The following is a 22575-nucleotide window of genomic DNA, read 5'->3' on the forward strand; positions in this document are numbered from 1 at the left end:
TAGGGTATAGATAAGTCATACCTCATAATATAAATCATCGAAAAGGAGAAATCGTAATGACACAATTAGAAGTATTTAATCCGTCTACAAATGAAGTTATAGAACGTTTGGATTACACGAACCATGATGAAATCAATTCACAAATTAAACACGCGAATGACGCATTCCAAGATTGGAAATTAGTTGACGCACACGAACGTTCAGCAAAGTTGTATCAATGGGCTAACCTGATTGATGAACATCAAGATGATCTTGCGAAATTAATTACGTTAGAAGGAGGCAAACCTTTAGATGAAGCAAAAGGTGAAGTAACTTATGCTAATGCTTACGTTAAATGGTATGCAGAAGAAGCAAAGAGAGTATATGGTCGAACAATACCTGCCAATACGCCATCCAAAAAAATAGTGATAGATAAATTTCCAGTTGGCGTAGTCGGTGCAATTACGCCTTGGAATTTTCCAGCAGCAATGATAACGCGTAAGATGGCACCTGCATTGGCAGCAGGCTGTACGATAATATGTAAACCTGCAGTGAAAACCCCATTAACAACGATTAAACTGGTTGAACTTGCACATAAAGCTGGCATACCTAAAGATGCTATATCGTATATTATTGCTTCAGGTAAAGATGCTGGGGATATTTTCACATCACATGAAAGTATCCATAAATTAACCTTTACTGGTTCAACAGCGGTTGGTAAATCACTGATAGAACAATCAGCCAAAAGTGTGAAGAATGTAACGATGGAATTAGGAGGCTTAGCACCTTTAATTGTTCATAAAGATGCTGATATTGAAGCGGCAGTACAAGGGACAATTGATTCTAAATTTAGAAATGCTGGACAAACTTGTATTTGTGCTAATCGTATCTTTGTGCATCGAGATATTGCAGAACAATATACAGCACAATTGATTGATAAAGTGCATGCACTAATAGTAGGTGACGGTTTACAAGATGATGTTAAAGTTGGTCCTTTAATTGATAATAATGCAGTCAAAAAGGTACTGACACATATTACGGATGCCCAAGAGAAAGGCGGTAAGCTATCACGTACGCTTGATGAGATACAATCATTAAAAGGTAATTTCTTAAAGCCAGTGGTCATTTCTAACGCAAATTTAGGTATGAAAGTAATGCATGAAGAAACATTCGGGCCAGTTGCACCTGTTATGGTTTATGATGATCTAGATGAAGCGATAAAAATGGCTAATGACACTGAATTCGGCTTGGCGTCTTATTTCTTTACAAATGATTATCGAACTGGCTTAAAATTATATAACGAATTAGAATATGGCGTTATTGGATGGAATGACGGTGGACCTTCAGCAGCGCATGCGCCATTTGGTGGTTTGAAAGAAAGCGGTTATGGTAGAGAAGGTGGGACAGAAGGCATAGAACCGTATTTAGAAACAAAATATTTATCAATTGGCATTTAAGATGACGACAAAGTAGTGCTGTTAATAAACAAAGGAAGACATAGAAGTTTAAAATAATAAATGAGTGATAATGAGATTAAGTGGTCAAACTATTGACCACAATCTCATAGGTTCACTTTTAAATTGATGAATGTTATGGGGTATGTTAAATGAAGTCTCAATTTAATAAGACGATGAATATTGTTGATGTCTTATTTCTTGCAATCGGTGCCATGCTTGGATGGGGATGGGTCGTATTATCAGGAGAATGGGTATCAACAGCTGGTTTTGTAGGTAGTATTGTAGCATTTTTACTTGGTGGTTTCTTAGTAATTGTAATCGGACTTACATATGCAGAATTAGCTGCAGCAATTCCAGAAACGGGTGGAGGATTTGTTTTTGTTAAAAAAGCATTTTCCCCAGGTATTGCGTTTATATCTGGTTGGTCTGTATTATTCGGCTATGTTTCTGTAATTACATTTGAAGCGGTCGCTTTACCCACCGTTATTGACTACGTTATTCCATTTCAACATCAAGGATTAATGTGGAACGTAGCCGGTTGGGATGTGTATCTCACTTGGGTTATTATTGGTTCACTTGGTAGTGTGGTATTAACTTCACTCAATTATTTCGGTGTTAAACCTGCAGCGATCATACAGACTGTTTTTACAATTTTTATAGTAGGTGTAGGCTTGTTACTCGTCTTCGGGGCAGGTTTTAACGGCAACTTTAATCATTTACAACCTTTTGAAAATGGTGTAGGCGGTACGATGTCAGTGTTGATGATGATCCCTTTCCTATTTGTAGGGTTTGATGTGATTCCACAAATTGCAGAAGAAGTTAAAGCGCCAGCGAAGAAAATAGGCGGCATCCTAATATTGTCGATTATTGCCTCTGTTATTTTTTATTTACTAATTGTTTTTGGTGTAGCGACAGGTTTATCGCCTCAAGCTTTAAATGCCAGCAATTTAGCAACAGCGGATGCAATGGTCAATTTGTTTGGTCATAGTGGGTTTGGTGTCTTACTTGTGCTAGGCGGCGTAGCTGGTATTATCACAAGTTGGAATGCGTTTATTATTGGCGGTAGTAGAATATTATATGCCATGGCTAAAAATCAAATGATTCCAAAGTGGTTTGCATTTATACATCCAAAGTATAAGACACCGACACATGGTATTTTGTTTCTTGGTATACTAGCATTTGTTGCGCCACTATTAGGTAGAGCAGCGCTTGTGTGGATTGTCAATGCTGGCGGTATAGGTGTAGTATTAGGTTATTTACTAGTGGCTATTTCATTTATGAAATTACGCAAGGTTCAACCTGAGTTACCCAGACCATACCGTATTAAAAATGGGAAGATTGTTGGCAGCATAGCTATTATTCTAAGTGTTTTGTTTATAGCTATATATTTACCGGGCATGCCATCCTCATTAGCTTGGCCTTCAGAATGGCTCATTGTATTAGCTTGGTATGTCATAGCAGCAATTTTATATATAACACAGACAAAAAAATCTGATATGGATGTGCCTATTAATGCGCATATTAATAAAGAATAACGTAAAATAAAGCGATGGTATAACCATCTATTTTTAATATTTCTCTATGACTCGATTCGTAAAAGCACATTAAGAAAAAATACAAGCGTGATATCAAGATATTTATCATTTAATAATCAACTGCTAATAGCAAATCAAAGCCTGAGACATGTTATATGCCCCAGGCTTTGATTTTTATTGTTAGTTTGCAATGTGAATAAGTTGATCTCCTGCTTTAATCCATTGCTTTTTCAAACAGAATTTATAGAGGAGAAAACTGATGATTGCGGGCAATATGATATGAAAGACGAATATTAATACCCAAGTACGTAATGAACCACCCATTGTGTTGATAGTCATAATTTGACCGATTAATCCACTTGTACCCATACCAGCGCCTGCAGCATTATTTGTCATTGGGAATAACGTCGTCATAATAGGTGCAACAAGGGCACTTGTGACAGTAGGTGGTAGTAGAATCATTGGGTGTTTAATGATGTTAGGAACTTGTAACATACTCGTACCAATACCCACTGAAAGCGTGCCGCCCCATCCGTTATCTTTAAATCCGGTGACTGCAAAACCGACCATTTGTGCAGCACATCCTATGGTCGCAGCACCTGCAGCTAAACCGCTTAAATCTAGCATTAGCGCTAACGCAGCACTAGAAATTGGTGCGGTTAAAGCTAAGCCAAAAATCACTGAAACCAAGATGCCCATAATTAAAGGTTGTTGCTCTGTTGAAACGATAATAATATTTCCTAACCCAGTCATAAATTGGTTCAACGCAGGACCGAATGCTTTTGCAATAAAACCACCAATTAATAAAGTTAAAAGAGGAGATAAAATAATATCGATTTTTGTTTTTCCAGCGTATAATTTGCTCAGCTCTACCACGACGACTGTGGCAATATAAGCGCCTACAGGGCCTCCTTCAAATGTTGTATAACCCAATGTCCCTACAATGACACAAGAAAATACAATCAGCGGTTTTGCGCCTAAACCGTAAGCAATCGCCACACCTATAGCAGCCCCAGTGACAGACATTGCTACTTTACCTATTTCAGATAAAAATGACAAATCTAATTGTAGTAACAGTGTTTGTCCCCCTAGTGTTTCTAGGATTAATCCAATAATTAAAGAACCAAATAAACCTAAAGCCATATAGCTTAAAGCTTCAATAATCCATCTTTGTAAATAAGTTTTCATATATTAAACCCCTTAAAAATGTGTTGATATGTTGTAAATTAATATTATTATATAGTTTGTTTGTTCTTGTGGCTAGACGGTTTCAATATTTATAGTGAAGTTATATAAGTAAATTTGAAAATTTCAAATAAATGGATATATTGAAGGGTAGATTTAAATAAAAGGAGTGGGAACGATGTATGACATTTACACTATAGGTCATTCTAATTATAGTCAAAATCAATTTATCACAATGCTTAATGCATATAACATAGAAGAAGTTATAGATATAAGAGCATTTAGGACGAGTAAACGACATACACAATATAATGAGAAGATGTTAAAACAATGGTTAGGTGAGGCAAAAGTAGAATATTGTGTAATGCCTAACCTTGGGGGCAGAAGAACATCTTCAGATACTATAGGGAGAAAAATTAATGAAGCATGGAAAAATGAATCTTTTCATAATTATGCAGACTATAGTTTGACAGAGACATTTCAAGAAGGCATAAAAGCATTACAGCAATTAGCAAGTCATCGACGGGTAGCGATTATGTGTGCTGAGTCACATCCAGCACGCTGTCATAGGTTAATTATTAGTAATTGGCTTGGCGCGCATAATTGGAAAGTATATCATATTATGTTGCATCATCAACAAAATGTATATGACGAACAGCATGAGTTAGGAAAATGGGGCGCAATGCCGATTATTGAAACAGATGGCCAAGTAGTTTACCCAATGTTAAACGAAAAATGATAGCACGTAAAAATGAATCACGTTTATAATATATGGGCGACATTTGCGTCATAAAAGTGCACCTGCTAAAAGTATAACAATTGTTTTGACATATACACGTCTAAAGCAGCAACATTTTAAATAGAAAAATCCCCCTTCAACATGAACTTTGATGTTCGAGGGGGATTTTATAATTAATGACTATGCTTTTATATTAAATACGTCTATTTTACCCCAGATGATTTCCCGGGAAATATAAACATATTAGCGTGTTAATATATTTATATTAAACTTTGTTTACTGATGCATCGTAGATTGATTCGATTGTTTCGCCTAAGATTCTATCGAATTCTTCATCTGATTGATTAACATTTAAGTCATTGATTAACGCACGAGAGAAACTGGCAATTAAGCCTTTGTTTTGTTTCAATACTTCATTAGCATGTTCTCTACTATAGCCCCCTGATAATGCAACTACACGAACCACATTAGGGTGCTCAATCAATTCTTGGTATTGGTTTGCTTTAGTTGGGATTGTTAATTTCAACATAACTAATTGATCATCATTTAATTTATTTAATTCAGCTAAAATAGCACTTGTTAAATATGATTCGATTTCAGCTTTATTTTCGGCATTAATATTTACTTCTGGTTCAATGATTGGAACTAATCCAGCTGAAATAATTTGTTTTGCAACTTCAAATTGTTGTTGAACAACTTGATCAATACCAGCTTTATTAAATTCTAAAATATTCGAACGCATTTTTGTGCCAAAGATTTTATGGTCGTTTGCACGACTTAGTAAATCGTCTAAATTTGGCATTGGTTTCATTAATTGTACACCGTCTTTTTCTTCAGCTAAGCCTTTATCTACTTTTAATAAAGGAACAATGCCTTTATCAGCTAAATAATCACCAGTATGTTTACCTTCTACTTCGCGATCCATCGTTTGTTCGAAAAGAATTGCACCTACAATTTTATCCGAGCTGAATGCAGGTGAAGAAACGATGCGAGTACGCATGTCATGAACGAGTTTAAACATTTCATCTTCGCTGCTATATTGGTCTTCAGTAACGCCATAGTCACTTAACGCTTTAGGCGTACTGCCACCACTTTGGTCTAATGCAGCGATGAATCCTTTACCGTTTTTCATCTTTTCTAATTGTTCTTTATTCATTCTTACCACTCCTTTAGCTATTATACATATATAGTATGATAAAAATTAAGTTACAACGCAAGTTCTAGGCTTTGAGTGACTTAAAATATTAAAAAATCTATATCATTAGCAATATTTTGGCACTTAAGATATTCAATTATTTCGTAATTGCTATTAAAAATATGGGGGTCGGATTATAAAAATCATCTTCTGATTTATAAATACGTTTGTAGATATCTGTATCTAGATGAATAGATTGCGTATGGATTTGTTGAAGTATGTCTAAATCATATTGCGGTCTTTCATAGTGATTGATCGAAATACTCTGCTTTATATCTTCGCTTTCTTGTAACATCTCATCACCTAGTGTATTGTGTGCATGATCGCTTGGCAGATCACTATAATCTACAAATGAATCTTTGCCATAGTTTCCGTCAATATTGATTAGTTTGCCTTTCGGTTTTAAAACACGTAGCCATTCTTGGTAGGCGGCTTTCGTGTCAGGTAGTAACCAAGTGACATTTCTAGCTATAACTAAATCAAAATGTGCATCATCAAATTTTAAGTTTTCAGCATCCATGACTTGAAAATGAATTTGCTGATCAAAAAGTGAGGCGTTTTGTTTTGCTGATTGAATCATATCAGGGGAGAGATCAATGCCAGTTACTTGTGCGCCTTGTTGACGGCATAAAATAGCTAAAAAGCCTGCACCTGTTCCAATATCTAAAATTTTCATGCCAGACTTGATTTTAATAATTTGATTGATTTCATCTAGCCATCTTTGAGCATGTTCACTTTTTAATTCTGCTTGTTTATCGTCACTAAAAGAAGTAGCACGTTTATCCCAATAATTTATTATTTTATTTTTATCCATGATTAATACCTCATTTGTTAGAAATATAGTACATATCGATTATAAAATAATTTAACTAAAATGTAAGGGGGATGTAGCAAATTTTATTATCACTTAAGTCATTATACACGAGACCATCCGTACTGATTAGAAGTTTTGTCACTAGTCATAGACATATAAAACAGCGCAATGATACTTAAAATAAAGAGTACGATACCTCAAATACCAAAAATAAGTTGTATAATATTGAAAAAGCCCCATTACTAAACGTAATATACAATTGTACTTTCGATATTATGTACAAGATTGCAAATACAGTTGGAAAAGCCATTGTTGTTCCAATATCATGCATACCTCTCGTAGTTAACGCAAAATCTGGGATAAATAATGATAACGGTGAAGAAAGTTTCAATTACGTCACTGATTTTCGTAGATACCTTAAGCATATAGCTTACGCCTAAAGTTAATATGAGAGTGATGAGTATATTGACTAAAAAGGGAAACCAAAATTATTTTCTTCTAGCACGTCCGTTAAAATCAAACGCATTTTTCCAATATCATTTATAGTAATGCTACACGTTATCCACTCCTCAACGCGCAATGATTAATTCACACAATATGATTGCAATAAAATAAGAGAATTATGTAACTGGAAAAACATTCCCGGAAACTTGAAAAATAAGAGTTTTTCAAAAAATATAAAATTAATATTAATACAAAAATAAAGTATAAAAATACAGAAAATAAATTTGTTTCTTTCGTTAAATTCGTTAAATTTAAACTTAACACCGTGATTGTAGCAAATACCAAAGCTACGCTAATAATAATTATTATATAAATATTCATCTTTTGGCTCTCGTGTTTTTGAATGTAATTTGCATTATTATTTAAAGTTCGTTAGGCTCATGTTTGTGAATTAATATATCGTTTCGCTAACGATAAAAAAATAAGTTAGCGATTTTTTACATAATATTTACTATAAGGGGTGTCAAATTTTGAAAAATAATAGAGTTATGGATTGGACGACCTTTATAGGGTCATCCGTAATTTTACTTATTGCAGTAATTCCAATGATGGTTTTTCCTAAAGCCAGTCAAGACATTATCACAACAATGAATGATGCGGTTTCAAGTACGATAGGCTCGGTGTATCTCATCATAGGTTTAGCTACTTTAATATTTGTATTATACATAGCATTTGGTAAATACGGTAATGTTACGTTAGGTAAAGCAACGGATAAGCCTGAATTTAATAATTTTAGTTGGGCGGCGATGTTATTTTGCGCTGGTATTGCTTCTGATATTTTGTATTGGGGTATTATAGAATGGGCTTTCTATTACCAGGATCCGCCTCATGGTGCTGAAGGGATGACTGATACAGCTTTAAACTATGCTACAATGTATGGCATGTTTCATTGGGGCCCCATAGCTTGGGCAACATTTGTGTTACCAGCATTATGTATTGGTTATCTTATATTTGTGAAGAAAAAACCAATCTATAAAATAAGTCAGACGCTACGACCAATTTTAAAAAGTCAGACAGATGGTTTTATTGGTCAAGTCGTTGATATCATATTCATCTTTGGTTTGTTAGGCGGCGCTGCGACTTCTTTAGCGCTGGGTGTCCCAATGATCGCAGCAGGTATTGAGCGATTGACAGGTATAGATGGGGATAACATGATAATGCGTGGTGCCATTCTGTTAATGATCACAGCGATATTTGCTTATAGTTCTTATTCAGGATTGAAAAAAGGAATTAAAGTTCTAAGTGATTGGAATGTGATATTGTCATTTGTTTTACTTGGTTTTGTATTTATAGTCGGTCCTACTGTCTTTATAATGGAAACCTCGATTACAGGCTTAGGCAATATGGTGAAAAACTTTTTCCAAATGGCGACATGGATTGAACCATTTGGCGGAGTCGGCGGACGTGAAGAAACGAAGTTCCCACAACAATGGACAATATTCTATTGGTCATGGTGGATCGTGTACGCGCCGTTTATTGGGTTATTTATTGCCCGTATTTCTAAAGGCCGTACGCTTAAAGAACTGGTGTTAGGTACATTGATATATGGCACGTTAGGCTGTGCGTTGTTCTTTGGTATTTTTGGGAACTATGCTGTTTATTTACAAATCAGCGGTGCATTTGACGTTATTCAATATTTAAATTCACATAGTACAGAAGCAACAATTATTGAAGTGTTACATCAATTGCCGTTTCCAAATGTAATTATTACGTTATTTTTAATTTCTGCAATTTTGTTCCTGGCAACTACATTTGATTCGGGGTCATATATATTGGCATCAGCTTCACAGAAAAAAGTAATTGGAGAACCATTAAAAGCAAATCGTTTATATTGGGCATTTGCTTTATGTTTATTACCATTCGCTTTAATGTTAGTAGGTGGGGAACGTGCCTTAGAAGTGCTGAAGACAGCCTCCTTATTGGCGAGTGTACCTGTGCTTGTGGTCTTTATTATGATGATGATTGCCTTCTTAAGGACGTTATCCGAAGATCGGTTGAAGTTAGAAAACAGAGCTGAAAAATATAAAGAAGTTGAAAGACGTTCGTTGAGGATTACTCAAGTTAGAGAGAAAAAAGAAGACGATAATTTATAAACGTAAAATAAAAATATTGAAGATGCATGCTCCTTTCAAAATGGACACTTAAAAGTGAAAATATTGAAGGGAGTATTTTTTATGCTTTATAAATATAAAACAGGCCGGGACATAAAATGCCTCGGCCTTTATTAGCAGATAAACAGTAGTTGTAATCCGCTGCATAGTCCTGGGAGTGCTTATATAAGCATATAAGCATGTATATTTTTGATAGAAAAAGACAACGCAACCACTTGTGAAAAATGTAAATGCTATACCGCTCCGGAAACTTAATTATTCTTTTCTTTCTGGCATTGGAAAATATTTGAAAATTTCTCCGGATTCTAACGCATCACTTAATTGCTCTAGCCATTCATAATAAGGCAAAGTATCAAGTAATTGTTGTTTAACTTCTTTTGCTTCAGCTATTGTAGCTTCATCTGCTTTATCATTATCAATAATTTTATCAAGAATTGCTACTGCATCGTGCACGCCTTCTGAATTGATAACAATTTCTCTACGCCACTTGCGTGAAAAGAAATTTCTGAAAAAATTAAAGAAATCTTTTTCAGCGATAAAGTGTTGTTTTCTGCTACCGCGTGTAAACTGTTGTTTGACGATATCGTATTCTTGAAGTCGTTTAACACCAGCACTCATACTTGGTTTACTCATTTGTAACTGTTCTCTCATTTCATCAAGTGTCATGCTATCTTCAAAGAGCATTGTCCCAAATAAGTTCCCTACACTTCTGTTTATGCCATAAAGGTCCATTGTTTCGCCAATAGCGTTAATAACAATATCTTTCGCTTCTTCTAGTTGGTAATCAGGATTATTCGAATGTACCAATTGTCCACCTCCGTCCAAATACTTGTTGAGTTCAATAATTAAATAAATAGGGATTGATTATAGTGTACATAGCATTTAAAGAAGATGCATGTATAAACCCCTATCATTTTTAAACTCGTTTGACACTTTTTCAATTACTATGATAACATAAAGTTCATAAAATTCGTTAAATAAAAATTTAACAAACTTAACGGAGGTAATTTTAATGGAACTTGTAAATCATTTGTCCCGTCGTCAATATATAGATGGAGAATGGGTAGACAGCTCAAGTAAAGAAACGAGAAAAATCATAAACCCATATAACCAAGAAGTTATTTTTGAAGTAGCAGAAGGCACTGCAGAAGATAGTGAACGTGCTATTTTAGCTGCAAGACGCGCTTTTGAAGAGGGTACATGGTCTCAAGAAACAAGCGAAAATAGAGGTAAAAAAGTAAATGCTATTGCTGGATTAATTGAAACACATCGTGAAGAGCTAGCAAGACTTGAGACATTAGACACAGGTAAAACACTAGAAGAATCTTATGCAGATATGGACGACATCGCAAATGTATTTAACTATTTTGCAGGATTAGCAGACAAAGATGGCGGAGAAATCATTGATTCTCCGATTCCAAATACTGAGAGTAAAGTTATCAAAGAACCAGTAGGCGTTGTAACTCAAATTACACCTTGGAACTATCCTTTACTACAAGCATCTTGGAAAATTGCTCCAGCACTTGCAACTGGTTGTTCCCTAGTAATGAAGCCAAGTGAAATTACGCCGTTAACGACAATTCGTGTATTTGAATTAATGGAAGAAGTCGGTTTTCCTAAAGGCGTAATTAACTTAGTTTTAGGTAAAGGCTCTGAAGTTGGAGAGCCATTATCTTCACATAAAGATGTAGACTTAGTATCATTCACAGGTGGTATTAAAACAGGTAAACATATAATGAAACAAGCTGCAGATCATGTGACCAATGTGGCACTAGAATTAGGTGGAAAAAATCCAAATGTTATTTTTGAAGATGCTGATTTTGAACTTGCAGTTGATCAAGCTTTAAATGGTGGATTTTTCCATGCAGGACAAGTGTGTTCGGCAGGTGCGAGAATTATAGTTCATAACGATATCAAAAATCAATTTGAATCGGCGTTAATTGAAAGAATTAAAAATATTAAATTAGGAGACGGTTTTAACCCTGAAACAGAAATGGGGCCCGTTATCTCTGCTGAACACAGAGAAAAAATAGAAAAATATATGGAAGTTGCTAAATCAGAAAACGCTACAATTGCTATCGGTGGTAAACGACCAGAGCGTGAAGATTTAAAAGCTGGTTTTTTCTTTGAACCAACTGTAATTACTGATTGTGATACATCAATGCGTATCGTCCAAGAAGAGGTGTTTGGTCCTGTTGTAACAATCGAAGGCTTTGACACAGAAGCAGAAGCGATTGAACTCGCGAATGATTCTATTTATGGCTTAGCTGGTGGCGTATTCACTCAAGATATTAGTAAAGCTGAACGTGTTGTGAATCAATTGAAGATGGGAACTGTGTGGATCAATGATTTCCATCCATACTTTGCACAAGCGCCATGGGGCGGTTATAAGCAATCCGGTATCGGTAGAGAATTAGGTAAAGAAGGACTAGCTGAATATCAAGTCGAGAAACATATTCTTCGTAATACAAATCCAGAACCAGTCAATTGGTTTGGTAAAGCATAATAAAAGACGATTATAAATTAAAATAATATTTAAGCATTAGGAGGCTATATTAAAGATGAAAAAATCATACGATTATATCATTATTGGTGGCGGCAGTGCCGGTTCCGTATTAGGAGGCAGATTAAGTGAAGATGCATCTAATAGTGTGTTAGTACTTGAAGCGGGTCGTAGTGACTATCCTTGGGATTTGTTAATACAAATGCCAGCCGCGTTGATGTACCCAGCAGGCAATAAACTTTATGATTGGATTTACGAAACGAATGAAGAACCACATATGGATGGTAGAAAAGTAGGACACGCACGTGGTAAAGTACTGGGTGGATCAAGTTCTATTAACGGTATGATTTATCAAAGAGGTAATCCAATGGACTATGAAAAATGGGCTAAACCAGAAGGCATGGAAAGTTGGGATTATGCACATTGTTTACCATACTTCAAACGTTTAGAAACTACATTTGGTGCGACTAAAGATGATCCGTACCGCGGTCACCATGGTCCAATTAAATTGAGACGTGGACCTGCTTCCAACCCATTATTCCAAGCATTCTTTAACGCTGGCGTAGAAGCTGGGTATAATAAAACGCCAGACGTAAATGGTTTCCGTCAAGAAGGTTTTGGACCGTTTGACAGCCAAGTACATAACGGACGCCGCGTGTCTGCATCTAGAGCATATTTACATCCTGCAATGAAACGTAAAAATTTAGAAGTACAAACACGTGCATTCGTTACGAAATTAAATTTTGATGGGAACAAAGTAACAGGCGTTACATTTAAGAAAAATGGAAAAGAGCATACAGTAAACGCTAAAGAAGTGATCTTATCAGGTGGTGCAATTAACTCACCTCAATTATTACAATTGTCTGGTATTGGTGACTCAGAACACTTGCGTTCAGTTGGCGTAGAACCACGTTTGCATTTACCAGGTGTAGGTGAAAATTTTGAAGACCATTTAGAAGTTTATGTGCAACATGCATGTAAAGAACCAGTTTCTATGCAACCAAGTTTAAATAAATTAAAAATGCCGTTGATTGGATTGCAATGGATTCTGGGACGTAAAGGTGCAGCTGCATCAAACCACTTTGAAGGTGGCGGTTTCGTTCGTTCAAACGACGAAGTAGATTATCCAAACTTAATGTTCCACTTCTTACCAATTGCAGTAAGATACGATGGTACGAAAGCACCAACTGCTCATGGTTATCAAGTGCATGTCGGACCTATGTACTCTAACTCTCGTGGGCATCTCAAGATTAAATCTAAAGATCCATTTGAAAAACCAGACTTTGTGTTTAACTACTTATCAACTGAAGAAGATAAGCGTGAATGGGTAGAAGCAATAAGAGTAGCTAGAAACATCTTATCGCAAAAAGCATTAGATCCTTTCAATGGTGGAGAAATTTCACCAGGACCAGAAGTACAAACAGATGAGGAAATTATAGAATGGGTTAAACGTGATGGAGAAACTGCATTACATCCATCATGTAGTTGTAGAATGGGGCCTAAATCTGATGAAATGTCAGTCGTAGACCCAGAAACATTTAAAGTTCATGGCATGGAAAACTTACGTGTTGTAGATGCTTCAGTGATGCCACGAACAACTAATGGTAATATTCATTCACCTGTCTTAATGATGGCTGAAAAAGCAGCAGATATCATTAGAGGTAAACAACCATTAGAACCAGAATATCTTGATTTCTATCGTCATGGTGTACACGATAAAGATGCAGGCACAATAAAATAATTAACACGTTAAGATAAAGGTGTAAAACAACGTAAGCCCTCATTAATTTATTATAAATTAATGAGGGCTTAAGATATATACTAATTATTTATTTTTTGAATTTAGGCCATCGGATATCACTTCTAAATTATAGCGTAAATAACTTAAATAAGTATCTGCATCTTCGCCTTTTTTGCCAATTTCATCAGAGTAGATTGGCTTAGGATAGATTTTAACATTACTCTCTGTAGAAACAGTTTCCATAGGCCGTTTATCTACATTAGATTCGATAAATAGTACAGGAGGTTTGTTTCTGTGAATAAATTGAACTAAATTCTTAATTTGTTCTGGAGAACCATTTTCTTCTGTATCTATGGCCCAAATATAACCTTCTTTTAAATTATAGCGTGAGGTTAAATATTGGAACGCCTGCTCACTCGTCACGAATACCTTATTATCCTTGGGGATGCTGTTTAATTTTTTATCGTAATCACGTTCAATCTCATGTAGCGATTTTAAATAACGTGCCTCATTTTTTTTGAAATATGCTTCATGCTCAGGATTTTTTTGTATTAAAGAGGAAGTAATAGCCTTTACCATTTTTTCTCCAACATAAGGATCGATGAAAGCGTGTGGGTTAACTTCTTTATTATCCTCATCTCCAATATACATAGGTTTTACATCTTTGGATACGGCCACAGCGTTACGTTTTTGATAGTCTGTTGTATCTAAAACCTTAGCTAACCAACCTTTGTCCCCGCCTTCTAAATTTAGCCCGTTATACAAAATTAAATCTGAGCGTGCAATATCTTTCATGTCGTCTGGTTTTGGCTCATAATCGTGCGGATCAGTACCTATAGGCACAAGATTTGTGACTTTTACATGTTTGCCACCAATTGACTTAGTCATATCCTCAATCATAGAAAAACTAGTAATGACTTCAATTTGATCTTTGTCGGTTTGTGTAGGGGGATGATTAGACTTTAATGTAATATCATCTTCTCTACTACAACCTACGAAAATAACAGATAATATTAAAGTGAGTATGAGTAGAACTAATTTTTTCATTCGTTTTCACCTCGCAATCGATCGTTTACTTTTAATGGATTTCCATAAGAGACCTGATTTAGGTGCTAAAAAGAATGTCACTATAAAAATCGTTGTAATAACTAATACAATGACCACGCCAGAAGGTAAATTGTAAGAAAAGCTTAAGAATAAGCCGATAACTGCAGAAATTGCCCCAATAAATGCAGAAACAAATATCATCGTGGATAATCTATTGGATAATAGATAAGCTGTTGCTGCAGGCGTGATTAGTAGAGAAACTACCAAGATAACACCGACTGTTTGTAATGAAGCTACTGTTACTAATGTTAATAAAATCATAATTGTATAATGTATAAATTTTACAGGCAAACCTGAAGCGGCAGCCATAGTAGAGTCAAAAGTAGATAATAAAAGCTCTTTATAGAAGACAATGACAATAATGAGTACAATAGCTGCAACAATCATTGTTAAAGTTCTATCTTCGCCTTTAACGGTTAAGACGTTACCAAAAAGAATTTCCGTTAAGTCAATAGAAGATTGCGCCTTGGTAACGAGTAATACACCTAACGCTAAAAAGAATGAAAATACAATGCCGATTGCAGAGTCATTTTTAATATTACTATTTTGATTTACAAATCCGATACCAAGTGCAGCTAAAATACCGAATAATGCAGCGCCATAAAAGAAATTGACGCCTAACATATAAGAAATGGCTACACCTGGTAATACTGCGTGAGAAATAGCATCTCCCATAAGTGCTAACCCTCTGAGTACGATAAAGCAACCGATGACGCCACAGACGATACCGATAATAATAGAAGTAATGAGTGCACGTTGTAGGAAACTAAATTCCATAACATCACTCACGAATTGCTGAATCATTGTCTGCACCTCCTTGTTCTGATGACACTAATATTTCCGAACCAAATGCACGTTTAATATGCTCTCCAGTAAATACATCGGAAGTAGCACCATAAGCAATTAACGATTTATTAAGCAGAATTAACCCATCAAAATATTTATTCACTTTAGATAAATCATGATGAACGATTAATATTGTTCTGCCTTGTCTGGCCATTTCTTTTAACAATTTAATGATAATATTTTCGCTTGTAATATCGATACCTACGAAAGGTTCATCCAAAAAGACCAAGTCAGCGTCTTGGATAATTGTTCTTGCAATTAAAATACGTTGAAATTGTCCACCTGATAAATCACTGATTTGTCTATTGCGGTAATCATACATATTAACCTTTTTTAAAGCTTCTTCAGCTTTTTGTTTTGCGTGTTTACCCGGTCTTTGTAAAGGGTTAAGTGTGGGGAAAATACCTAAAATAACACAATCAATGACTTTCATAGGGAAAGTCGTATCAATATTACTTTTTTGCTCAACGTAAGATAAATTTTTACGTTGTGTTTTGATTGGTTTATCATTATATAATGTATAACCAGAATGAGGTAATAAATCTAACATAGCTTTGATTAACGTTGATTTACCTGCACCATTGGGTCCTATAATGCCATAAATATTACCTGGTGGGACTTCTAAACTAATCTCTTTTAAAGCTTCAATTGTATTATTATAAGTTACTGTAATATTTTTTGTTTCTAACATTTTGTTCCCTCCAACTATTCTAATGTAACAAAATAATATTATTAGGTAAACCTAAAAATATTATTTACATTACCTTTTTTAAATGTTTAAAGCATGCTTTGTTGTTTTTTTGAATTATAAAATAATTATATATAAACCATTGTCAAAAGAGTTATTATTTGATTAACTGGACTATAAAGATTTTTAAGGGGAGATTGAATTGAAGCACTTGCTTAAACAACTAAATGAAAGTAAAAAAGGCGTAGATATAAGTTTGATCATATGCTTTATTATTTTGGGGGTTATAGGTGTTATTATGGTATACAGTGCCAGCATGGTGCCAGCAGCTAAAGGGGCGTTAACTGGTGGCCAAGCGATTTCAAGCGATTACTTTATGAAAAAACAATTTACTTTTTTAGTTTTAGGTATTTTAATCATTGTTATTTCATTATTTATTAATATCAATATATTAAAGCACACTAAAGTACAAATGTTGATTGTATTTGGCACGTTGGTGCTGTTATGTTTAACTGTGTTAATTGGTAAAGAAGTTAATGGATCAAAAAATTGGATAAACTTAGGCTTTTTTAGTGTTCAATCTTCAGAATTTTTAAAGTTAACTTCTATTTTTTATCTTTCTTATATCATTAATCAACGTTTAACGAGTCGACAGCATCATAAATTAAGTTACCTCTTTGCGCCTTTATTTTTACTGGGTATTGGCTTAGTATTAGTTTTACTTCAAGGCGACTTGGGAGGTACTGTATTAACGGTAGGTATTATTGCTTGTATACTTATCTATTCAGGTATAACAAATAAAGTTAAGTTGCAAGTTATGGGGTTTACTTTAATCCCTATGGTTTTTTATTTGATTTATACTTTAATGATAGATTCAGAAAATACATACAGATTAAAACGGATTAACGTTATGATAAACCCTTTTAAGTATGAGAGTGACGATGGTTACCAGTTGACAAGTGCCCTTATGTCTATTGGTAATGGGGGATTTAGTGGTAATGGGCTAGGTAATGGTGTGGCTAAGTTAGGGTATTTGCCTGAACCGCATACAGACTTTATTTTCACAGTAATTGCTGAAGAACTTGGTTTAATAGGCGTATTATTTATTTTAATTATTTACGGTTTTATTTTATTTAAAGGTCTTATATATGCGAATAAAACACGTAATCATTTTTATAAATTAATATGTGTAGGGATTGTGAGCTACTTATTTATCCAAGTGTTTGTTAATTTAGCAGGTATATCAGGCTTAATTCCGTTAACAGGGGTAACGCTCCCATTGTTAAGTTATGGTGGATCCTCGATGCTGAGTGTCAGTATTGCATTTGGTACATTGCTTGCTGTGACGAAAAAGATAAATGAAGAAAATAAAATGAATTCTGATAAAGGTTATTAAATAATCAAAATTTATGAATGTTGTAATATATAATAACGCCGATCGCAAAGAATTAATGCGACCGGCGTTATTATATGTTTTGTGATTTACTTGTCATGTGTTATTAAATCAGCTATGGCTTTCGATGCTTTACCGTTTTCAATTGAACAGAAATTATCATGGAATTGATTTATTTTTGCTTTATAATCTGTTTCAATTTGATCTAAGCGTTGTAAATCTTCTGCTAATTGATAGGCGTCTTGGTAAATAGGGCCAGGTAAATCTTTATGATAGTCTAGGTAGAATCCTCTTAAATCTTTAGCATATTTATCTAAGTCATAAGCAAAGAAAATTTGAGGTCTTTTGAGAACGCCATAATCAAACATAACAGAAGAATAATCTGTTATTAGACAATCAGAGATTAAATATAATTCTGAGATATCGCTATAATCTGATACATCAATTGCAAAATCTTCAAATCCTCTTAAGTCTAAAGCATTAGCAATTAAATAGTGCATTCTTAATAAAATGACATAGTCATCACCAATTTTTTGTTGCAAATTACTTAAATCAATTTTTAAATCAAATAGATATTTACCTTTTTTAACAAATTCATCATCACGCCAGGTAGGTGCATACATAATGACTTTTTTATCTTTAGGTAGATTTAAATTTTCTTTGATTTCTTGAATATAATCTTGATCATTAGCGCGATTGACTAATACATCATTTCTAGGGTATCCAATTTCAAGTATTTTTTCTGGAGGCATCCAGAAAGCTGTTTCAAATATTTTAGATGAGTACGCGTTTGGCGAAATAAGGTAATCCCAGCGACTTGTTTCTTCTTTGAAGTTTCGTTTGTAATTCTCTGTAGTGGTTCCAGGCATACGGATAACTTTCATATCGTTAGCTAAACGTTTTAGCGGTGTTCCGTGCCAAGTTTGGATGTAAACTTGATTAGCTTTTTTATTTAAGTATAATGGTAATCTTGCGTTCGTCACCCAGTATTTAGCGTTAGCATAAGCTTCGTAATATGCTTTGGAGCCTTTTTTGACTTTTGTAGCAGGACCAGGTAAATAAACTTGGTTAGGTTTGCTAAACACCCAAATAAATTCATAGTTTGGGTGGTATTTCATCATATATTCATAGATATATTTTGGACTATCACTATAGTTCTTACCACCGAAAGCTTCGAACACGATTGTATTGGGTTTGACTTTATTTTCATTGTCAGTAAGTAGATACAATGAACGATTTTTATTTTTACGACGTAAAATAACATTTTTAGCTAAGCGTGCATTCTTTCTTAACTTATTAATTTTAAATGCTGGTTTTTTCTTGTTAAACATCAACATTAAGGATTCTAAAATAAATAATGGTTTTTCACTTTTGAAAATAGTAGTCATTAATTGTTTAGTTACTTTTGGTAATAACTCACTATTAGCTTCATATCTTTCTGGTGTTTTCTTTAGTGAAGGTTCAAATGAATCCTTATATAAATTTTTCATTTTATTTTTGATGAATTTTTTATTTTCTTTTAATGGTGCACGTTTCACCGAATCAGAAAAACTATATACATAGTCGTTGAAAATAATGTTAAAGCTTTGTGTAGATAACGTTGGTTTTTCAAATGGGTCGTAAATTTCGCCTTTGATATAGAAAGGAAACCTACTGACTCTTACAAATCCATTAGCATATTTAATAAATTCTAAGATGAATGACCAGTCAATAAATATATTTAAATCTTCGTTGAATTTAATGTCGTGGCCGCGCATGATTGCTGTCTTGAAAACAATATTACATGCTGAATGCTTACGTAAAAATTGATTTGATTTTGATTTTGTATTTAAATATTCTACTTTCACTAAGTTTTGATCTACGTATTGTGGAACATCTAAAGTGAAAGAATGGATAGGCGCGATTAAAGCATCATATTGGTTTAATTTTTTCATATAAAATGCAAGCGCATAAGACGCAAGATAATCATCCGAATCTACAAATATAAAATACGGTGACGTTACTTCTTGTAGCGCAATATTTCTCGCATGTGCGTGACCATAGTTTTGTTTTAAATCAATTACTTTAATGGGAAGATCCCAATTTTTAATAGTATCGTTTGCAATTTTTTTTGAATTATCAGTTGAGCCATCATTAACTAATATTAATTCAAAATCTTGGAATCTTTGATTTTTTAGACTATTCAAGCAATTTTCAATATAATCTTCTGAGTTATAATAAGTTACAATGACCGATATAGATTTCATTACTTTACCTCTTTTTCAATTATCTCTATTTATTATTTAAAGTAAAATATAATGTTCATATTCTTAAATAATAGGATATTTTATAATTTAATTATTATTCTATTTGAGAATCAAAGCGGATTTACCTATTTTACTACAATATAAAGATATATTCAAAATATCAACCATTGATTTTTTATGATCGTATTTTGTGATGTATATATTATATATAGATAATTAGTTTTTATAACAAATTCAATTATAACATTTATGTAAAATGATGACTTTATAGAGTTCGTTAATCAGAAAAATTTTTGAGTAAATAAAAAATAAAACCTTAAACAAATGATTTGTATATTTAATTAAATTGAGTATAATTTGATTTTGTGAAAAAAGTTAAGGAGAGATATAAAAATGAAAAGTAATGATTTTGAAGATATTGTATTAAATAGAAAGTCAGTAAAAGTATTTGACGAAAATGTAAAAATTCCTCAAACAGAAATGGAAGAGATGATACAAAAGGCAACCAAAGCCCCTTCATCTGTAAATATGCAACCTTGGAGATTTTTAGTTGTCGAAAGTGAAGAAGGCAAAGATAAATTAAGACCACTTGTTCGATTTAACACACGTCAAAATGACACATCATCTGCTATGGTTATTATATTAGGAGATATGAAAAACTATGAGTATGGTGAAGAAATATACAGTAATGCAGTTTTAAATGGCTATATGCCAGAAAATGTAAAAATTGAAATGCTAGGGAAAATATTACCGTTATATCAAAGTTTAAACCGTACAGAAATGAACGATATTATTAAAATAGATAGTAGTTTGGCAGCTATGCAATTGATGCTTGTTGCAAGATCACATGGTTATGATACGAATCCAATAGGCGGATTTGAAAAAGATCAAATTGCTGAGACTTTTGGTTTAGACGCTACGCGTTTTGAACCAGTAATGATTGTTGCGATTGGGAAAGCAAAAAATCCTGGGCATGATTCTTATAGATTATCGGCAGATACGGTTACAAAATACGTTTAAAATGGATGTATTTAAATTGATAAATATGAATGTAAATTAAGATAAATAGTGGTCATTGTTTGTTAATGGTAGTTAGATTTCATGCGATATATAAACATTTATGAGTAAAATAAAAAATCTCCTATTTTCGAAATTGGGCTCCCTTTTGGCTAAAAATACAAAAACACCTTCGTGTATTCATATTAAAATGAGTTTATACGGAGGTGTTTTTATAGTTGATTAAGTTATAAAAAGTTTATATATGTATTTATAGGTTAAATTGATAGTGAAAAATATAAAATTAAGATTATGTTAAATAGAAAGGATTGTTTTATAAGTGCTGAAATACAAGTTTTTACTTACTTTATTATTTTTACTTTTTATAGTTGGTAGTATATTTTGTGTGCTTAATATAAAGCATTTAAATCACAATATTTCTTTTTATGCAGTAGGGGATAATTTAATTCATCCAGAAGTTTACAATGATGCATTAAAAGCTGATGGAAGCTTTGATTTTAAACCGATGTACTGCCCCATTAAAAGCGATGTTGAATCTGCGGATATTGCTTTTATTAATCAAGAATCTCCGATTGGCGGAGACAGTAAAGGATTATCTGGTTTTAAGCGTTTCAATACACCGGAGGCGATAGCAAGAGATATATCAAACACTGGTTTTGATTTAGTAAATGGGTCTAATAACCATACATTAGACCAAGGTTCAAGTGGTCTTATAAATGAGATTAACCTTTGGGAAAAATTTGAGGACATAGCGTATTTTGGTACGTATGATTCACAAAATAATCGTAATACAATTCAAACGATACATAAAAATAAGGTAGATGTTGCTTTATTAAGTTATACATATGGCACGAATGATATCCAACCTAAACAACCGTATTATATTAATTATTTTGATGAAAAACAAATTAAGCAAGATGTGGCTAAAGCTAAAAAACAAAGTGATGTAGTGATTGTTTCGGCACATTGGGGTAACGAAGGTAAACACCAACCTAACCAAATGCAACAAAAATATGCCAAAATATTTGCTGATGCTGGTGTGGATGTAGTGATTGGAACACATCCGCATGTAATTCAACCTGTAAAATGGATAAAGGGTAAAAATAATCATAAAACCTTAGTTGCTTATTCTCTGGGAAATTTTTTGAATGGACAATCAACAGGTGATGAAAATAATATACTCGGTGGTAATATAGCGTTTAATATTAAAAAAACACCTAAAGGCATAGAAATCAATAATGTAAAATGGAAGTCGCTTGTGACTCATTATGAAATGCAGCAGTCATTCTATAAAGATGACAGGCATAATTTTAAAATGTACTCATTAAATCAATATAATGATGCATTAGCACGCAAACACGGTTTAAATCAAAATGATAAGGGAGAGGTAACAACAAAGCGTTTAAAAACAATTACACAAGACAACATTAACGATGCATTTCTAACTGAGCAGAGCTACTAAACAATTACTAAAGTAAGTCATGTTAAAGCCAAATGTATAAATGGTTACATTAG

Annotated in this window: 17 protein-coding genes; 9 read left to right on the plus strand and 8 right to left on the minus strand. The window is 33.6% G+C overall.

Translation table 11 applies throughout. The features are described 5' to 3' along the window. Positions 1-56: 56 nt before the first annotated feature. Together KA894_RS08410 and KA894_RS08415 are read left to right on the plus strand one after the other, a co-directional pair. Positions 57-1436, plus strand: a complete 1380-nt coding sequence (locus tag KA894_RS08410; RefSeq protein WP_096808252.1) for an NAD-dependent succinate-semialdehyde dehydrogenase — start codon at positions 57-59, stop codon at positions 1434-1436. A 149-nt stretch (positions 1437-1585) separates the two neighbouring features. Beyond that, positions 1586-2971, plus strand: coding sequence for an APC family permease (locus tag KA894_RS08415; protein WP_096808253.1), 1386 nt, complete (start codon positions 1586-1588; stop codon positions 2969-2971). Positions 2972-3151: 180 nt separating this feature from the next. Here KA894_RS08415 and KA894_RS08420 read toward each other — a convergent pair whose 3' ends face one another. Then, the gene (locus KA894_RS08420; RefSeq protein ID WP_119487860.1) at positions 3152-4159 is read right to left on the minus strand and encodes a PTS sugar transporter subunit IIC; all 1008 of its coding nucleotides are present in this window, start codon (positions 4157-4159) and stop codon (positions 3152-3154) included. A gap of 175 nt (positions 4160-4334) precedes the next feature. On the opposite strand from KA894_RS08420, the gene KA894_RS08425 reads away from it, so the two are divergent. After that, positions 4335-4895 (plus strand): DUF488 domain-containing protein, encoded by a 561-nt coding sequence (locus tag KA894_RS08425; RefSeq protein ID WP_096808255.1) that lies wholly within the window; start codon positions 4335-4337, stop codon positions 4893-4895. 265 nt (positions 4896-5160) lie between these two features. Here the strand turns inward: KA894_RS08425 and KA894_RS08430 are convergent, their stop codons facing one another. Continuing rightward, positions 5161-6051: a fructose bisphosphate aldolase gene (locus tag KA894_RS08430; RefSeq protein ID WP_103372966.1), complete on the minus strand. Its 891-nt coding sequence runs from the start codon at positions 6049-6051 to the stop codon at positions 5161-5163. A 136-nt stretch (positions 6052-6187) separates the two neighbouring features. Continuing rightward, positions 6188-6904 (minus strand): class I SAM-dependent methyltransferase, encoded by a 717-nt coding sequence (locus KA894_RS08435; RefSeq protein WP_096808257.1) that lies wholly within the window; start codon positions 6902-6904, stop codon positions 6188-6190. Between the two features lie 974 nt (positions 6905-7878). Here KA894_RS08435 and KA894_RS08440 point away from each other — a divergent pair. Next, on the plus strand, positions 7879-9501 hold the full coding sequence (locus KA894_RS08440; protein WP_096808258.1) for a BCCT family transporter: 1623 nt from the start codon (positions 7879-7881) through the stop codon (positions 9499-9501). A gap of 273 nt (positions 9502-9774) precedes the next feature. Here KA894_RS08440 and cudC read toward each other — a convergent pair whose 3' ends face one another. Continuing rightward, positions 9775-10326, minus strand: a complete 552-nt coding sequence (gene cudC / locus KA894_RS08445) for a choline uptake/conversion transcriptional regulator CudC (RefSeq protein WP_096808259.1) — start codon at positions 10324-10326, stop codon at positions 9775-9777. A gap of 205 nt (positions 10327-10531) precedes the next feature. Here cudC and betB point away from each other — a divergent pair, with 205 nt between their 5' ends. Further along, entirely contained in the window at positions 10532-12025 is a 1494-nt protein-coding gene (gene betB / locus KA894_RS08450; protein WP_103372700.1) for a betaine-aldehyde dehydrogenase, read from the plus strand. Between the two features lie 55 nt (positions 12026-12080). Next, positions 12081-13763 (plus strand): choline dehydrogenase, encoded by a 1683-nt coding sequence (gene betA / locus KA894_RS08455; protein WP_096808261.1) that lies wholly within the window; start codon positions 12081-12083, stop codon positions 13761-13763. A gap of 84 nt (positions 13764-13847) precedes the next feature. Here the strand turns inward: betA and KA894_RS08460 are convergent, their stop codons facing one another. The 3 genes from KA894_RS08460 to KA894_RS08470 are packed head-to-tail and all read right to left on the minus strand — an operon-like array spanning position 13848 to position 16407. Continuing rightward, positions 13848-14810: a metal ABC transporter solute-binding protein, Zn/Mn family gene (locus KA894_RS08460; protein ID WP_096808262.1), complete on the minus strand. Its 963-nt coding sequence runs from the start codon at positions 14808-14810 to the stop codon at positions 13848-13850. A 6-nt stretch (positions 14811-14816) separates the two neighbouring features. Then, positions 14817-15674, minus strand: coding sequence for a metal ABC transporter permease (locus KA894_RS08465; RefSeq protein ID WP_115341849.1), 858 nt, complete (start codon positions 15672-15674; stop codon positions 14817-14819). Beyond that, a complete protein-coding gene (locus tag KA894_RS08470) occupies positions 15652-16407 on the minus strand; it encodes a metal ABC transporter ATP-binding protein (protein ID WP_115341850.1) in 756 nt (251 codons plus the stop codon). The genes KA894_RS08465 and KA894_RS08470 overlap by 23 nt, the downstream gene beginning before the upstream one ends. Before the next feature lie 199 nt (positions 16408-16606). Between KA894_RS08470 and KA894_RS08475 the strand changes: the two genes are divergently transcribed. Next, the gene (locus KA894_RS08475; protein ID WP_115341851.1) at positions 16607-17800 is read left to right on the plus strand and encodes an FtsW/RodA/SpoVE family cell cycle protein; all 1194 of its coding nucleotides are present in this window, start codon (positions 16607-16609) and stop codon (positions 17798-17800) included. 86 nt (positions 17801-17886) lie between these two features. Here the strand turns inward: KA894_RS08475 and KA894_RS08480 are convergent, their stop codons facing one another. Beyond that, on the minus strand, positions 17887-20043 hold the full coding sequence (locus KA894_RS08480; RefSeq protein ID WP_115341853.1) for a bifunctional glycosyltransferase/CDP-glycerol:glycerophosphate glycerophosphotransferase: 2157 nt from the start codon (positions 20041-20043) through the stop codon (positions 17887-17889). Positions 20044-20436: 393 nt separating this feature from the next. On the opposite strand from KA894_RS08480, the gene KA894_RS08485 reads away from it, so the two are divergent. Both KA894_RS08485 and KA894_RS08490 read left to right on the plus strand, forming a co-directional pair. After that, the gene (locus KA894_RS08485; RefSeq protein WP_096808267.1) at positions 20437-21063 is read left to right on the plus strand and encodes a nitroreductase family protein; all 627 of its coding nucleotides are present in this window, start codon (positions 20437-20439) and stop codon (positions 21061-21063) included. A gap of 316 nt (positions 21064-21379) precedes the next feature. Further along, positions 21380-22522, plus strand: a complete 1143-nt coding sequence (locus KA894_RS08490; protein ID WP_182478036.1) for a CapA family protein — start codon at positions 21380-21382, stop codon at positions 22520-22522. Positions 22523-22575: the final 53 nt, after the last annotated feature.

Origin of the sequence: Staphylococcus sp. GDY8P131P (assembly GCF_017891975.1) — a bacterium.
Taxonomy (GTDB): domain Bacteria; phylum Bacillota; class Bacilli; order Staphylococcales; family Staphylococcaceae; genus Staphylococcus; species Staphylococcus nepalensis.

Bases quoted from the DNA above. Each gene is read 5' to 3' on its own strand.
- KA894_RS08410 (WP_096808252.1), top strand. From the start codon at position 57: ATGACACAATTAGAAGTATTTAATCCGTCTACAAATGAAGTTATAGAA.
- KA894_RS08465 (WP_115341849.1), bottom strand. From the start codon at position 15,674: ATGATTCAGCAATTCGTGAGTGATGTTATGGAATTTAGTTTCCTACAA.
- KA894_RS08435 (WP_096808257.1), bottom strand. From the start codon at position 6,904: ATGGATAAAAATAAAATAATAAATTATTGGGATAAACGTGCTACTTCT.
- betB (WP_103372700.1), top strand. From the start codon at position 10,532: ATGGAACTTGTAAATCATTTGTCCCGTCGTCAATATATAGATGGAGAA.
- KA894_RS08430 (WP_103372966.1), bottom strand. From the start codon at position 6,051: ATGAATAAAGAACAATTAGAAAAGATGAAAAACGGTAAAGGATTCATC.
- KA894_RS08485 (WP_096808267.1), top strand. From the start codon at position 20,437: ATGAAAAGTAATGATTTTGAAGATATTGTATTAAATAGAAAGTCAGTA.
- KA894_RS08460 (WP_096808262.1), bottom strand. From the start codon at position 14,810: ATGAAAAAATTAGTTCTACTCATACTCACTTTAATATTATCTGTTATT.
- KA894_RS08470 (WP_115341850.1), bottom strand. From the start codon at position 16,407: ATGTTAGAAACAAAAAATATTACAGTAACTTATAATAATACAATTGAA.
- KA894_RS08425 (WP_096808255.1), top strand. From the start codon at position 4,335: ATGTATGACATTTACACTATAGGTCATTCTAATTATAGTCAAAATCAA.
- betA (WP_096808261.1), top strand. From the start codon at position 12,081: ATGAAAAAATCATACGATTATATCATTATTGGTGGCGGCAGTGCCGGT.
- KA894_RS08415 (WP_096808253.1), top strand. From the start codon at position 1,586: ATGAAGTCTCAATTTAATAAGACGATGAATATTGTTGATGTCTTATTT.
- KA894_RS08480 (WP_115341853.1), bottom strand. From the start codon at position 20,043: ATGAAATCTATATCGGTCATTGTAACTTATTATAACTCAGAAGATTAT.
- KA894_RS08420 (WP_119487860.1), bottom strand. From the start codon at position 4,159: ATGAAAACTTATTTACAAAGATGGATTATTGAAGCTTTAAGCTATATG.